The 13,052-nt window shown below is 67.9% G+C and carries 13 protein-coding genes and 1 pseudogene; 12 read left to right on the forward strand and 2 right to left on the reverse strand.

The features are described from left to right. A pseudogene (locus tag CVH10_RS15720) lies at positions 1 to 411 on the forward strand (aldehyde dehydrogenase (NADP(+))); the annotation flags it as partial. 108 nt (positions 412 to 519) lie between these two features. Here the strand turns inward: CVH10_RS15720 and CVH10_RS15725 are convergent. Further along, a complete protein-coding gene (locus CVH10_RS15725) occupies positions 520 to 1,461 on the reverse strand; it encodes an AEC family transporter (RefSeq protein WP_106489191.1) in 942 nt (313 codons plus the stop codon). Between the two features lie 625 nt (positions 1,462 to 2,086). On the opposite strand from CVH10_RS15725, the gene CVH10_RS15730 reads away from it, so the two are divergent. From CVH10_RS15730 to CVH10_RS15775, 10 genes are all read left to right on the forward strand, one after another. Continuing rightward, positions 2,087 to 3,091: a TRAP transporter substrate-binding protein gene (locus tag CVH10_RS15730; RefSeq protein ID WP_106489192.1), complete on the forward strand. Its 1,005-nt coding sequence runs from the start codon at positions 2,087 to 2,089 to the stop codon at positions 3,089 to 3,091. Between the two features lie 62 nt (positions 3,092 to 3,153). After that, on the forward strand, positions 3,154 to 3,687 hold the full coding sequence (locus tag CVH10_RS15735) for a TRAP transporter small permease (RefSeq protein WP_369335827.1): 534 nt from the start codon (positions 3,154 to 3,156) through the stop codon (positions 3,685 to 3,687). A gap of 3 nt (positions 3,688 to 3,690) precedes the next feature. Beyond that, positions 3,691 to 4,971 (forward strand): TRAP transporter large permease, encoded by a 1,281-nt coding sequence (locus tag CVH10_RS15740; protein ID WP_106489194.1) that lies wholly within the window; start codon positions 3,691 to 3,693, stop codon positions 4,969 to 4,971. A gap of 28 nt (positions 4,972 to 4,999) precedes the next feature. Continuing rightward, complete coding sequence (locus CVH10_RS15745) at positions 5,000 to 6,142, forward strand: mandelate racemase/muconate lactonizing enzyme family protein (RefSeq protein WP_106489195.1); 1,143 nt, start codon at positions 5,000 to 5,002, stop codon at positions 6,140 to 6,142. A 136-nt stretch (positions 6,143 to 6,278) separates the two neighbouring features. After that, entirely contained in the window at positions 6,279 to 7,076 is a 798-nt protein-coding gene (locus CVH10_RS15750) for an NAD(P)-dependent oxidoreductase (protein WP_106489196.1), read from the forward strand. Next, on the forward strand, positions 7,063 to 7,488 hold the full coding sequence (locus CVH10_RS15755) for an Ldh family oxidoreductase (RefSeq protein ID WP_369335829.1): 426 nt from the start codon (positions 7,063 to 7,065) through the stop codon (positions 7,486 to 7,488). The genes CVH10_RS15750 and CVH10_RS15755 overlap by 14 nt, the downstream gene beginning before the upstream one ends. 114 nt (positions 7,489 to 7,602) lie before the next feature. Continuing rightward, a complete protein-coding gene (locus tag CVH10_RS15760) occupies positions 7,603 to 8,331 on the forward strand; it encodes a FadR/GntR family transcriptional regulator (RefSeq protein WP_046078947.1) in 729 nt (242 codons plus the stop codon). A 248-nt stretch (positions 8,332 to 8,579) separates the two neighbouring features. Beyond that, positions 8,580 to 9,395, forward strand: a complete 816-nt coding sequence (locus CVH10_RS15765; protein ID WP_106489198.1) for an alpha/beta fold hydrolase — start codon at positions 8,580 to 8,582, stop codon at positions 9,393 to 9,395. Continuing rightward, a complete protein-coding gene (locus tag CVH10_RS15770) occupies positions 9,392 to 10,252 on the forward strand; it encodes an alpha/beta fold hydrolase (protein ID WP_106489199.1) in 861 nt (286 codons plus the stop codon). Before CVH10_RS15765 ends, CVH10_RS15770 begins: the two co-directional genes overlap by 4 nt. Before the next feature lie 13 nt (positions 10,253 to 10,265). Next, a complete protein-coding gene (locus tag CVH10_RS15775) occupies positions 10,266 to 11,318 on the forward strand; it encodes a patatin-like phospholipase family protein (protein WP_106489200.1) in 1,053 nt (350 codons plus the stop codon). A 4-nt stretch (positions 11,319 to 11,322) separates the two neighbouring features. Here CVH10_RS15775 and CVH10_RS15780 read toward each other — a convergent pair whose 3' ends face one another. Beyond that, the gene (locus CVH10_RS15780) at positions 11,323 to 11,898 is read right to left on the reverse strand and encodes a Smr/MutS family protein (RefSeq protein WP_046078951.1); all 576 of its coding nucleotides are present in this window, start codon (positions 11,896 to 11,898) and stop codon (positions 11,323 to 11,325) included. A 190-nt stretch (positions 11,899 to 12,088) separates the two neighbouring features. On the opposite strand from CVH10_RS15780, the gene prmB reads away from it, so the two are divergent. Beyond that, complete coding sequence (gene prmB / locus CVH10_RS15785) at positions 12,089 to 13,045, forward strand: 50S ribosomal protein L3 N(5)-glutamine methyltransferase (RefSeq protein WP_106489201.1); 957 nt, start codon at positions 12,089 to 12,091, stop codon at positions 13,043 to 13,045. The last annotated feature ends 7 nt before the right edge of the window (positions 13,046 to 13,052 follow it).

Raw genomic sequence — 13,052 nt, forward strand, 5'->3', positions numbered from 1 at the left:
CTGCAGGCCGAGGTCTTCGGCGCCACCTCGCTGGTGGTCGAGTGCGCCGACCTGGACGAGGTCAAGCGCGTGGCCGAATCGCTGGAAGGCCAGCTCACCGCCACCCTGCAGATGGACGACGCCGACCTGGACGCGGCCCGCGCGCTGCTGCCGACCCTGGAGCGCCGCGCCGGCCGGGTGATGGCCAACGGCTGGCCCACCGGCGTCGAGGTGTGCCACGCCATGGTCCACGGCGGCCCGTACCCGGCCACCTCCGACGCGCGCACCACCTCGGTGGGCAGCGCGGCGATCCATCGCTTCCTGCGCCCGGTGTGCTACCAGAACCTGCCCCAGGGCCTGCTGCCCGAGGCCCTGCGCGACGGCAACCCGGCCGGCGTCAGCCGCCTGGTCGACGGCCAGCGCGAGGCCTGAGGCGCATCATTCTGATTGGCAAGCAGTAGTTTCTTGGCGGCCCTCGGGCCGCCTTTTTTGTAGGCCGGTGCCGTACCGCTGACTGACATGAGGCCCAGATACAGAGGGTCAGACGAGCCCGAGAGCCTTTAGCGCGAAGACGCCCGTGCTGATGGTGAAGAGGCTGATCAGGGTGCTGACCACGATGATGCTGGCGGCCAGCTCCGCGTTGGCGCCGGCGCCACGGGCCATGACGTAGGCCACGGCGGCACTGGGGCTGCCCAGGAACAGGAAGAGGATGCCGAGTTCGGGGCCGCGAAAGCCCATCGGCAGGGCCAGCAGGACGCCGAGAGCCGGCATCAGCAGGACCTTCCACAGGCTGGCTTCGAGGGACAGTGCACTGCTCTGCTTGATGGCGGACACGCTGAGGCCGCCGCCGATGCAGATCAGCGCCAACGGCAGCGATAGTGAGGCCAGGTAGTCACCTGAGGTCATCAGCCAGGCGGGCAGTTCCACACGCATATAGGTGAGGGGGAGTGCCGCCAGGATGCCGAGGATGAGGGGGTTGGTGGCGACATCCTTGAGAATGGCGAGCGGATGCGAGCTGATGGTGGGGCTGTAGACCGCCAGCACGATCGCGGACAGCACCAGATTGAGCACGATGATGGCGCCGGCCATGAGGCCGCCGAGGGACAGGCCGAGATCGCCGTACATGCTCGCCGCCAGCGCCAGGCCGACGATGCCGCAGTTGCCGCGGAAGGCGCCCTGGACGAACACGCCACGGTCCTCGTGCCGGCAGCGGGGGAGTGCCCATAGCCATATCAGCCCAAAGGCCAGGGTCGAGATGCCCAGGTAAAAGCCGACCAGTTCGAGGTTGAGCGTGCGGCCCGGTTCCGCGCGCAGGATGCTCAGGAACAATAGCGTCGGCATGGTGGCCTTGAACACCAGGCTCGAGGCGGTATTCACGAAGGCCTGATCGATCCAGCCCAGGCGTTTCAGGAGTGCGCCGATGAACACCATGGCGAAAACGGGGAGGCTGACTTCCAGTGTCCCGTGTAGAACGTCGCCCATCTTGCTGTTTCCTCCCTGTTTGCTTTGATACGCCGGGCAGAGCTTTGCGGGCGTTATTTATGCGCCTTATTCATATGATGTATTACATGAAAAGAGGCGGCAAGTGTCTGATCGATTGAGGATCATGTTCGAATCGTCAGAGAAGGATGCCGTTTTTCGACGTTTCGGAGTCGAAGCTGTCTTTTAGCACTTTGGTATAAATGACCTTGGAAACGCTTGTCAGTCATATACGCCCCGACTAGCTTGTCATTCATATTATGTATTACGTGGAGTATTTTCCCTCGGTTTGGTGAAGAATCGTAATAAAAAGGGCCTCTTTAAACTTGATGAATCAAGCCGGTATCTCGGCGTTGTCATCGGTGAATGTCATCGGTGAATGTCGTCGGGAGAGGCCGATTCGCCACATCCTGAGTGGAATCCTCAATGGCCAGATGGCTTCCTGCCCAGTGCCCTCGGCATGGGGCTCGATCACCGGAGCACGGCGCATGTTTCTGACGGCGCATCTTGCTGGAGGGGGATCTGTCAGGAAGCAACAGAACAGCCGATGAAGCTGTTGCATGTCGTCCGGCGACGGCAAGACAAAAACCACAATACGCTATCTCATCCTGCACTCGAGGAGTTTGCCATGCTGACCAACAAGATCATCAAGACCAGCAGAACCCTGAAAGTGTTTGCCCTGGCCGGCATCGCGTCGGCCGTCTCGATGTCGGTCCAGGCCGAGCAGTGGCGCGGTTGGAACATCCATCCGCCGTCCTATCCGAACAGCATGGCGCTGGAGAGCTTCGCCGAGGAGGTGGCGGAGAACACCGATGGCAGGATCGAGCCCAAGGTGTACCACAATGGCGTACTGGGCGCTCAGCCCGATGCCATCGAGCAGACCCGCAACGGGGCCTTGAATTTCGCCAACTTCAACATGGGCCCGATGGGGCCGATCGTGTCGGCGACGAACATCCTCTCGCTGCCGTTCATCTTCCAGAGCCCGGATGACATGTATCGGGTGATGGACGGGGACATCGGCGAACGCTTCGCCGAGGCGCTGGAAGAGAAGAACCTGGTGGCTCTCTCCTGGTTCGGCTCGGGGGCGCGCAGCCTCTACAACACCGATCATCCGGTGACAACGCCCGGGGACGTCGAGGGGCTCAAGGTCCGGGTCATGAACAATGACCTCTACGTGCAGATGATCGATGAACTGGGTGGCAACGCCACGCCGATGGCCTACAGCGAGGTCTATCAGTCGCTCAAGACCGGTGTCATCGACGGCGCCGAGAACAATTACCCCTCCTTCGAGTCCAGCGGCCACTACGAGGTGGCGAAGTATTACTCCCTCACCGAACACCTGATCCTGCCGGAATGCCTGTGCGTGGCGAAGTCGAGCTGGGACGAGCTGTCCGAGCAGGATCAGGGCATCGTGCGTGAAGCGGCGCAGAACGCGGCCGTGGAGCAGCGTCGGCTGTGGGAAGAGCGGGCCGAGACCAGTCGCCAGCGGGTGCTCGATGACGGCGTGGAGATCAACGAGGTGGCGGACAAGTCGGCGTTCCAGGCCGAGATGCAGCCGATCTACGACGACTTCGTTGCCTCGCATCCCGACCTCGAGGCGCTGGTCGAGGATGTTCGGGCCGCCCAGGAATGATCCTGTCCTCTCCCACGAGGGCCCCGGCGTCAGGCCGGGGCTCCCCGAAAGGATCCGACAACGTGAGCGCTTACTCTGATCACACGCAGGAAGCCGGGGAGGACGTCGATGCTCGTTCGGTGATCGATGTGGGGCTGGACGGTATCGCCCACGCCTGCATCGTCGTGTCGGGCGTGCTGCTGGTCTTTCTGATCGCGTCCTTCGGCTGGCTGGTCTTCGGCCGCTACGTGCTCAACGACACGCCGACCTGGGTGGAGCAGTCGTCGCTGCTGATCGTGGTCTACGTGACCTGCCTGGGGGCCGCCGCCGGGGTGCGCAACAAGAGCCACCTCAGCATCGAGTTCATTCGCGACGGGCTGCCGGCCCTGCCTCGTGCGCTGATGTGCCATGTGGCCGATCTCTTCGTGGTCCTGTTCGGGGTCTTCATGGCCTGGCAGGGCGGCATCATGGTGCTGGACAACCTCCAGCGGCCGATCCCGATGATCGGGCTCTCCGAGAGCTGGCGTGCGCTGCCGCTGGTCATCAGCGGTGGGCTGATGATGCTGTTCGCCGCCGTCAACATCGTCCAGCGCCTCGTCGCGCCTACCGGGAGGTGATCCATGGGACTCGCGATCCTCTTCGGCGTCTTCTTTCTGGGGCTGATCGCCGGCGCGCCGGTGGCCTTCGCCGTGGGCCTGGCGTCGGTCGTCACCTTTCTCTATGAAGGCTTCCCTCTGTTCGTCGGCTTCCAGCGCATTCTCTCCGGCATCTCGGTGTTCTCGCTGCTGGCGATTCCCTTCTTCATCTTCGCCGGCGAGCTGATGCTCCACGGCGGCATCTCTCACCGGCTGGTACGGCTGGCCTCGGCGGCGGTGGGGCGCATGCGTGGCGGGCTCGGCATGGTCAATGTCTCGTCGTCGATGCTGTTCGGCGGCATCTCCGGCTCGGCGGTCGCCGATACCTCGGCCTTGGGCTCGATCCTGGTGCCGGTGATGAAGGAGAAGGGCTACGACGCCGACTATGCGGTCAACGTCACCGTGACCTCGTCGGTGGCCGGGGTGGTGATCCCGCCCAGCCACAACATGATCCTCTACGCCGTGGCCGCCGGTGGCGGCATCTCGGTGACCCAGCTGTTCATCGCGGGCATCGTCCCCGGCATCCTGATGTGCCTGGCCCTGGCCGTCGCGGCCTACGTGGTGGCCGTCAAGCGGGGCTACGCCGGCGAGGCCTTTCCGGGCTGGCAGGCGCTGGCCGTGAGCTTCGCCGCGGCGCTGCCCGGCCTGCTGACGGCGGTGATCATCGTCGGTGGCGTGCTGTCCGGCATCCTGACGGTGACCGAGTCCGGTGCCTTCGGGGCCATCTACGCCATCGTGATCACGGGGCTGGTCTATCGTGAACTGCGCTGGGCATCGTTCAAGCAGGCCGTCTATCAGTCGGTGCGCACGACCTCGCTGGTGATGATCCTGGTGGGCTGTGCCTCGGCGTTTTCCTACCTGCTGGCGCTGTACAGCGTGCCGGAGATGCTGAGCCACGCGCTGCTGGCGATCTCCGACAATCCCTACGTGATCCTGCTGATGCTCAACCTGCTGCTGCTCGGCCTGGGCATGATCATGGACATGGCGGCGCTGATCCTGATCTGTACGCCGATCTTCCTGCCGGTCGCCACCCAGTTCGGCATGGATCCGATTCAGTTCGGCATCATCCTGATGATCAACCTGGGGCTCGGGCTGTGCACCCCGCCGGTGGGGTCCTGCCTGTTCGTCGGCAGCGTGATCGGCAAGATCCGGATCGAGCAGGCGGTCCGCACCATCTGGCCCTTCTACCTGGCGCTGTTCGCGGTGCTCATGCTGGTCACCTACGTGCCGGCGGTGTCGTTGCTGCTGCCGTCCTTTTTCCAGTAAGGCTTCTCGTACACGAAAGGACGCCTCGATGAAGATCGAACGCGTGCAGACGCATGTTCTCGATTATCGGCTCGATCAGGCCTTCGAGAGCGCCTCGATGCGCTTCGAGCGGCGCCAGCACTGTCTGGTCGAGATCGTCTGCGACGACGGCACCGTGGGCTGGGGAGAGTGCCTGGGACCGGCCAGGGCCAACGCCACCATCATCGGGCTCTATGCCGACGCCCTGGTCGGGGCCGATCCCCTCGAGACCGAGAAGCTCTGGCTCGACCTCTACCACCGTCTGCGCGACCAGGGACAGCGTGGCCTCACCATGACGGCCCTGAGCGGCATCGACATCGCGCTGTGGGACATCAAGGGCAAACGCTACGGTGCGCCGGTCAGCGAGCTGCTCGGCGGGCGCTTCCGCGAGGAGATTCGCGCCTACGCCACCGGCTCGTTCCGCCGTGATGGCGTGGACCGGGTGCAGGATGTCGCCGAGGAGGTGGCCGGCCATGCCCGGGAGGGGTTCCACGGCGTCAAGATCAAGATCGGCTTCGACGTCGAGGAGGACCTGCGCGTCATCGCCGCCGTGCGCGAGGCCATCGGCCCCGAGCGGCGGCTGATGATCGATGCCAACCACGGCTATGACGTGCTGGAGGCGATCGAGGTCGGCAAGCGCGCCGAGCGCTTCGGCATCGACTGGTTCGAAGAGCCGGTGTTGCCCGAGCAGCTCGAGGCCTATCGTGCCGTGCGCCAGGGCCAGCCGATCCCCGTCGCCAGTGGCGAGAACTGGCACGGCCGCTACGCCATGCTCGAGCCACTGTCGACCCGGGCGGTGGACATCGTCCAGCCCGACGTCTGCGGTGTCGGTGGCGTCAGCGAGATGCGCCGCGTGGCCGACATGGCGGCGATGTTCGGCGTGCGCCTGGTGCCGCACGTCTGGGGCACGGCGGTCTGCATCGCCGCCAGCCTGCAGTGCATGGCCGCGCTGCCGCCCAATCCGCCGCGGCGTCGCCCCATCGAGCCGATCATGGAGTTCGATCGCACCCCCAACCCCTTCCGTCAGGCCGTGGTCGAGGCGCCGCTGGAGCATCGGGACGGCGTCATGCGCATTCCCGACGGGCCGGGGCTGGGGATCGCCATCGACCGTGATGCCTTGCAGCGGTTCGCGCTAGTGGAGGAGGGCGCATGACCGGGGTGCCCGCCGGCACGCGGCGCGCTGCAAGGCTTCGACTCCGCCTGACAGCGGAGCGACGCTGATCCTGTTTTTCCATTCGCTTCCGTGTCCAAGAGGGCCGGTAGCGACTCGAACGCGAAGGAGGTAACAGATGTTGAATCGGATTCTGGTCACCGGCGCTGCCGGCGGCGTAGGCAAGGCCATTCGCCCCCATCTCTCGCGTCTGGCTCATCGGGTGCGCCTGTCGGACGTCGCCGACCTGGGCGAAGCGGCCGAGCACGAGGAACTCGTGCCCTGCGACCTGGCCGACGCTCAGGCGGTCAAGGCGCTGATGGCGGACTGCGATGGCGTGATTCACCTGGGCGGCGTGTCGGTGGAGAAGCCCTGGGAGGGGATCCTGCAGTCGAACATCATCGGGGTCTACAACCTCTATGAGGCGGCGCGCCACCTGGGCAAGCCGCGCATCGTGTTCGCCAGTTCCAACCATACGATCGGCTTCTATCCGCGCAGCACGCGTATCGACAGTCGGGTGCCGCACCGTCCCGACTCCCTGTATGGCGTCTCCAAGTGCTTCGGCGAGGACCTGGCCAGCCTCTATCACGACAAGTTCGGCATCGAGACGCTGAGCGTGCGCATCGGCTCCTGCTTTCCCAAGCCGGCGGACACCCGAATGCTGGCGACCTGGCTGAGCGTGGAGGACTTCGTCGCCCTGCTCGAGCGCGCCTTCGCCGCCCCGAAGCTGGCCTGCACGGTGGTCTATGGTGCCTCCGCCAACGCCGAGCGCTGGTGGGACAACAGCCAGGCGGCGTTCCTCGGCTGGACGCCCCGCGACAGCTCCGAACCCTGGCGCGTGGAGGTCGAGGCCGAGGCCGGCGAGATCGATCCCGACGACCCGGCGGTGGTCTACCAGGGCGGCAAGTTCGTGACCCTCGGCCATCCCGACGACTGAGCGATGCCTCGCTGGCGCCACCCTCGATCCTGACGCAGCGCTGAATGGCGCCATGCTGACGTTCGGAGGATACAAGGGATCGGCGTTGTCGATCATGATAGAGCTGCTCGCAGGCCCGTTGATTGGCGACCTGTCGGGTCATGAGACGTCGCCGGCCAACGAGGACGGGACCGGACGGCCCTGGCATGGGGAGTTGATCGTGGCGATCGATCCGCACAGGCTGCTTGGCGATGAGGCGGCGCGTCATCGCCAGCATGCCGAGGCGCGCTTCGCAGGCGTGCTGGCGCAGGGCGCTCGGCGTCCGTCACGGCGTCGTCATGAGGCCCGTCGACGCAGCCGGGAGCAAGGCGTGACGATCCCCCGAGGCCTTCATCAGCAGCTGGTCCGGGTGCGGGATGGCGCTCGAGGCTGAGGCGGCGAGGCGGAAGGTCTATTAGTATGATGTATGATGAATGCTGGTGGCGCCTGTGTCTGTCGTCGGTATCATGTCGGTCATGCGGTGAAACAGTCGGTAAAGGATTCGGAAATGGCGAGATCGTGGGAGGTTCAGCGAGTCAAACGTACGGGCAGCCTGTCCCAGGCGGTCGTGGAGCAGCTCGAGCGTCGCATCACCTCTGGTGAGGTCGCGGTGGGTAGCAAGCTGCCCACCGAGAGCGAGCTGTGCGACGCCTTCGGCGTCAGTCGCACCGTGATTCGGGAGGCGATCACCCATCTCAAGTCGCTGGGGCTGGTCGAGACCCGTCGCGGGGTCGGCACCACGGTGCTGCGCAACGAGGCGGCCGAGGCGCGTCCGGCGGTGCATGTCAGCCCGCGGACCGTGGAGGACATCCTGCAGGTGCTGGAGCTGAGGCTGACCCTGGAGCCGCGGGCCGCCGAGCTGGCCGCCGAGCGGCACGACGAGGAGGATCGTCGGCGGCTGGAGGCGCGTCACGCCGAGTTCATCGCCGCCCAGGCGGCGAACTCCCAGGCTCGGCGCGAGGACTTCGCCTTCCACCACGCGATCATCAAGGCGACCCACAACGACTGCTTCGACCGTCTCTACGAGCCGCTGAGCGACAGTGTCATTCCGCGGGCCAAGCTGCTCAGCGGCGATATCGACCCGCGCGGCACGGCGCGCTACCTGGAGCGGGTGAACGAGGAGCACGTGCGGATTCTGGAGGCCATCCTCGACCGGGACGGCCCGGCGGCGCGCGAGGCCATGCAGCAGCATCTCGAGCGTTCCCGGGCGATGTACGCCCGCTATCGCGAGAGCTGAGGAGCGCCCGAGGCGGCGTTCGGTGGGGCGGGGAAGGCGTGCCGCGTCAGCGGGTCAGCCACAGGCCGACCACCACGGCGGCGATCACGGTGGCGAAGAACAGGCGGTTGCGCAGGCGGGTATCGCGGGGCGGCTTGTGGGGATTCACGCGGGGCTCCGTTGGGCAGGCTGGCCGAAAGACGACTTGGCGGCCCATGGTATTCTCGTTAGCCTGCCATGGCCACTCGCGCCTCGACACGGATGATGCCATGCGCCGACACGTCCCCGATGCCCCCCAGCCGCTGGTCTTCGCCCATGCCAACGGCTTCCCGGGCCAGAGCTACCGCAGCCTGCTGGCGCCGCTGGCCGAGCGTTACGACATCCATCCCCTGGACCGGCTCGGCCACCATCCCGACTTCCCCGTTGGCCACAACTGGCTGGCCCTGCGTGACGAACTGCTCGAGCACCTGGCCGAATTCGATGCCCCGGTGATCGGCGTCGGCCATTCCATGGGCGGCGTGCTGATGGCCATGGCCGCGCAACAGGCGCCGGAGCGCTTCCGCTGCGTGGTGATGCTCGATCCGCCGCTGATGCTGGGGTTCGATGCCCTGGCGATGAAGGCGGTCAAGCGCCTGGGGCTGACCGACCGTTTCACGCCCGCGGGCCGCACTGTCGGCCGCCGCGACAGCTGGTCGAGCCCCCAGGCGATGCGCGACTACCTGCGGCGCCGTCGGCTGTTCCGGCGCTTCACCGACCAGGCCCTCGACGACTACGTGGAGGGCGGTACCCGCACCCTGGATGACGGCCGTGTGGTGCTGCTGTTCGACCCCGACATCGAGGTGGCGGTGTTCCGCCATCTGCCCGACCACCTGGACGAGCTGCCGGACACGCTGCAGGTCCCGGTGGGCGTGCTGGCCGGCGGCGAGTCGGACCTGCTGACGCCGCACCGATGCCGGCGGCTGAAGCGCCGGGGCGTGCGGCTGGCCGAGGTGCCGGGCGGCCACATGTTCCCCATGGAGCATCCCGACGCTACCCGCCGTGCCCTGACGACGATGATCGACCAGATGCTGGAGACCACGCCATGACGGCGCCGGAACCGCTGCGGCTGGCCGACGGCCGCCTCGCCGCCTTGGCCTGGGGAGACGCGTCGGCGCCGACCTGGCTGGCGCTGCACGGCTGGCTCGACAACGCCGCCAGCTTCTCGCGGCTTGGCCCGCTGCTGGTCGAGCGCCTGGGCATTCGCCTGGTGGCGCTGGACTTCGCCGGCCACGGCCATTCGTCGCCGCCGCCGGGCGCGGCCGACGTGGCGCTTTGGGACTACTGCCACGATGTCCTCGATGTCATGGAGGCCCTGAACCTCGAGCGGACCACGCTGCTCGGCCACTCCATGGGCGCCGGCGTGGCCTGCCTGCTGGCCGCCGCCATGCCGGAGCGCGTCGCGGCGCTGCGCCTGATCGACGGGCTCGGGGTGCTGACCACCGAAGCCTTTGATGCGCCGGCGCAACTGCGCAAGGGGCTGCGGGCCCATCGGCGGCCGATGTCGCGGGCGCCACGCTATCCTGATGAAGAGAGTGCCGTGGCGGCCCGGGTGGCCGGCGGGGTCACCCCGATCGACGCCGAGACCGCCCGCCCGCTGGTGAGGCGCAACCTGGCCGAGGAGGGCGATGGCCATCTGCGCCTGCGCACCGACCCGCGCCTGCTGCGGGCGTCGCCGGTCCGCTTCACGCCCGAGCAGGCCATGGCCATGCTGGCGGCGATCCGCTGCCCGGTGCTCTGCGTGGAGGGGGAGACGGGGATCCTCGGCGAGCGGGAACGGGCGCAGCGGGCCCGCGCCGCGGTGGGCGACCTGCAGCGGCGCGTGCTGCCGGGCGGGCATCACCTGCACCTGGAGCCGGGCCGGGTGGCGGCGGTGGCCGAGGCGATCGTGGTCGGCCAGGCGTGACGGGAGGCGAGCGATGAAGGCGAGGCAGGAGACCGGACAGGGGCGGCGCGTCTCGCTGACGCTGGGCAGTGGCGGCGCCCGGGGCTATGCCCATATCGGCGTGATCGAGGAGCTGGAGGCGCGTGGCTACGAAGTGGTGGCGCTGTCGGGCTGTTCCATGGGCGCGCTGGTGGCCGGCGTGTACGCGGCGGGCCAGCTCGACCGCTACAAGGAGTGGGTGTGCCGGCTCGACTATTTCGACGTGCTGCGCCTGGTGGACGTCTCCTGGAGCCCCATGGGCGCCATGAAGGCCAGCAAGGTGATGAACAAGCTCGACGAGCTGGTCGGCGACATCCGGCTCGAGGATCTGTCGATCCCGGTGACCACGGTGGCCACCGACCTGACCCGTCAGCGCGAGGTATGGTTCCAGCACGGCCCGCTGCTCGAGGCGATCCGCGCCTCCATCGCCGTGCCCGGGGTGATCACTCCGGTCCATCGCGGTGACCAGGTGCTGGTCGACGGCGGGCTGCTCAATCCGCTGCCGATCATGCCCACCGTGTCCACCCGTGCCGACCTGGTGATGGCGGTCAACGTCACCGCCCAGAGTTCCCAGCCGGTCACCCTGGAGGCCCTGCTGCCGCCTGAAGAGGCGGCCGAGGAGCAGGCCCGCGAGGTGGCGCGGGACAAGGGCGCGGTCGACTTCGGCGGCTGGATGGAAGGCGTGCGCGGGGCCACCCGGCGGCTGTTCGGCAACGGCAGCGAGGGCGAGGCCGCCGAGGCCGCGGAGTCAGAGCCGGGGCGCCGCGCCTGGGGGCGGCTGGACATGATCCTGGCCTCCTTCGACATCGCCCAGGCGGCGCTGGCCAAGTACAAGGTGGCGGGCTATCCGCCGGACGTGCTGATCGAGGTGCCGAAGACGGTCTGCGGCGCCTACGAATTCCATCGCGCCGAGGCGCTGATCGCGCTGGGGCGGCATCTGGCCCGTGAGGCGCTCGACCGCCGCGAGCAGGGGCTCGGGCGGGTGTCCGGACCGGAGGTGGTGGAAGCGCGGCCGGTCTCCGCCGAGGGGTCCGGCGAGGAGGCGTAGCGCCTCAGCGTCCGTCGCGCTGACGGCGCAGCATCACGTAGACGGCGCCGGTGCCGCCGTCGGCCTCGGTGGCCGAGCAGAAGGCCAGCACGCTGGGCCATTCGCGCAGCCAGGCGTTGACGTGGCTCTTGATCACCGGGTAATCGGCCTGGCCGGTCCAGGCCTTGCCATGCACCACCAGCACGCAGCGGGCGCGGTTGGCGGCGGCATCGGCGAGGAAGGTTTCCAGCTCGGCGCGGGCCTCTTCCAGGGTGTAGCCGTGAAGGTCGAGTCCCGCCTCCCAGGCGAGCTGGCCGCGCTTGAGCTGCTGGCGGTCGCGATAGGGCATGTCCGGCAGGAAGAAATCCAGATACTCCGAGGGGCGCACCGCCTCCACCCGGCCGTCGGAGGTGCGACCGCTGGCGGCGTCCTCGCCGGCCGAGGTGGCGGCCTCGCGCCGCGCCCGGGCGGCCTCGTCGGCGCGTCGCGGGCGACCCGGGTCGGCACGGTTGCTGCTCAGCGGACGCACGCCGGCGTCGCTCAGGGCCTGGCGGAAGGCGCTGATCTCGTCGTCGTCGGGGCGGTGGCGGCGTCGGCTCATGGGGCTCTCTCGGAGGTCGGCTGGCGATGGCGGTAGAAGGGGTGACGGAGACACGGTCCGAGGCGATGCCCTGCCGGGCAGGCGCCTCTCGAGCCATCCGAGTATACCGGCCCTGACGTGGCTGTGAACCGCCGCCGCGGGTACAATCAGGGCCTTGCCGATTTCCCCACCGTCAACCACAGGATGTCTCGTGGCCGAACCTTCCGCTTCCTCGTCCGCTTCGACCCTGACGCTCACCGATGAGGCCCTCGTCGAGGGGCTGATCACGCTCAGGGACTGCCTGCGCTGGACCGCCAGCGAGTTTCACCTGGCCGGCCTGCACTACGGGCACGGCACCGACTCCGCCTGGGACGAGGCCGTGGCGCTGACGCTCGGCGCCCTGCACCTGCCGTGGAACGTCGACCCCGGCGTGCAGGAGGCGCGGCTGCTGCCCATGGAGCGTGCGCGCATCGTGGCCCTGGTGCGAGAGCGCATCACCAGCCGTCGCCCGCTGCCCTACCTGCTCGGCGAGGCCTTCTTCGCCGGCCTGCCGTTCAGCGTCGACGAGCGGGTGCTGATCCCGCGCTCGCCCATCGCCGAGCTGATCGAGCACGGCTTCGGCGCCTGGTTCCCGATGGAGCCGCCGGCCCGGGTGCTCGACCTGTGCACCGGCTCGGGCTGCATCGGCCTGGCCACGGCCCTGTATCTGCCGACCTGCGAGGTCGACCTGGCCGACATCAGCCCCGAGGCGCTGACCGTGGCGCGGCAGAACATCGCGCGCCATGACGTCGCCGAACGGGTGCGGGCCGTCGAGTCGGACCTGTTCGCCGGTCTCGAGGGCGAGCGCTACGACCTGATCGTCTCCAACCCGCCCTACGTGGACGAGCGCGACCTGGCCACCATGCCCGCCGAATTCGGCCACGAGCCGGGCCTGGCGCTGGGCGCCGGCGACGACGGTCTGGACATCGTGCGGCGCATCCTGCGCGAGGCCCGCGACCATCTGACCGACGACGGCGTGCTGATCGTCGAGGTCGGCAACTCCGATCGCCACCTGGAGGCCGCCTTCCCCGAGGTGCCCTTCCTGTGGCTGGAATTCGAGCGCGGCGGCCAGGGCGTGTTCGCCCTCACCGCCGCGGAACTCGACGCCCATGCGGCGTCCTTCAGCTGAGCAGTCA

Source organism: Halomonas sp. ND22Bw (assembly GCF_003011945.1).
GTDB lineage: Bacteria > Pseudomonadota > Gammaproteobacteria > Pseudomonadales > Halomonadaceae > Halomonas > Halomonas halophila.

What these genes read in the sequence shown, in the direction of transcription:
- CVH10_RS15725 (WP_106489191.1), bottom strand. Translation starts at nt 1,461, where the DNA reads ATGGGCGACGTTCTACACGGGACACTGGAAGTCAGCCTCCCCGTTTTC.
- CVH10_RS15730 (WP_106489192.1), top strand. Translation starts at nt 2,087, where the DNA reads ATGCTGACCAACAAGATCATCAAGACCAGCAGAACCCTGAAAGTGTTT.
- CVH10_RS15740 (WP_106489194.1), top strand. Translation starts at nt 3,691, where the DNA reads ATGGGACTCGCGATCCTCTTCGGCGTCTTCTTTCTGGGGCTGATCGCC.
- CVH10_RS15745 (WP_106489195.1), top strand. Translation starts at nt 5,000, where the DNA reads ATGAAGATCGAACGCGTGCAGACGCATGTTCTCGATTATCGGCTCGAT.
- CVH10_RS15750 (WP_106489196.1), top strand. Translation starts at nt 6,279, where the DNA reads ATGTTGAATCGGATTCTGGTCACCGGCGCTGCCGGCGGCGTAGGCAAG.
- CVH10_RS15760 (WP_046078947.1), top strand. Translation starts at nt 7,603, where the DNA reads ATGGCGAGATCGTGGGAGGTTCAGCGAGTCAAACGTACGGGCAGCCTG.
- CVH10_RS15765 (WP_106489198.1), top strand. Translation starts at nt 8,580, where the DNA reads ATGCGCCGACACGTCCCCGATGCCCCCCAGCCGCTGGTCTTCGCCCAT.
- CVH10_RS15770 (WP_106489199.1), top strand. Translation starts at nt 9,392, where the DNA reads ATGACGGCGCCGGAACCGCTGCGGCTGGCCGACGGCCGCCTCGCCGCC.
- CVH10_RS15775 (WP_106489200.1), top strand. Translation starts at nt 10,266, where the DNA reads ATGAAGGCGAGGCAGGAGACCGGACAGGGGCGGCGCGTCTCGCTGACG.
- CVH10_RS15780 (WP_046078951.1), bottom strand. Translation starts at nt 11,898, where the DNA reads ATGAGCCGACGCCGCCACCGCCCCGACGACGACGAGATCAGCGCCTTC.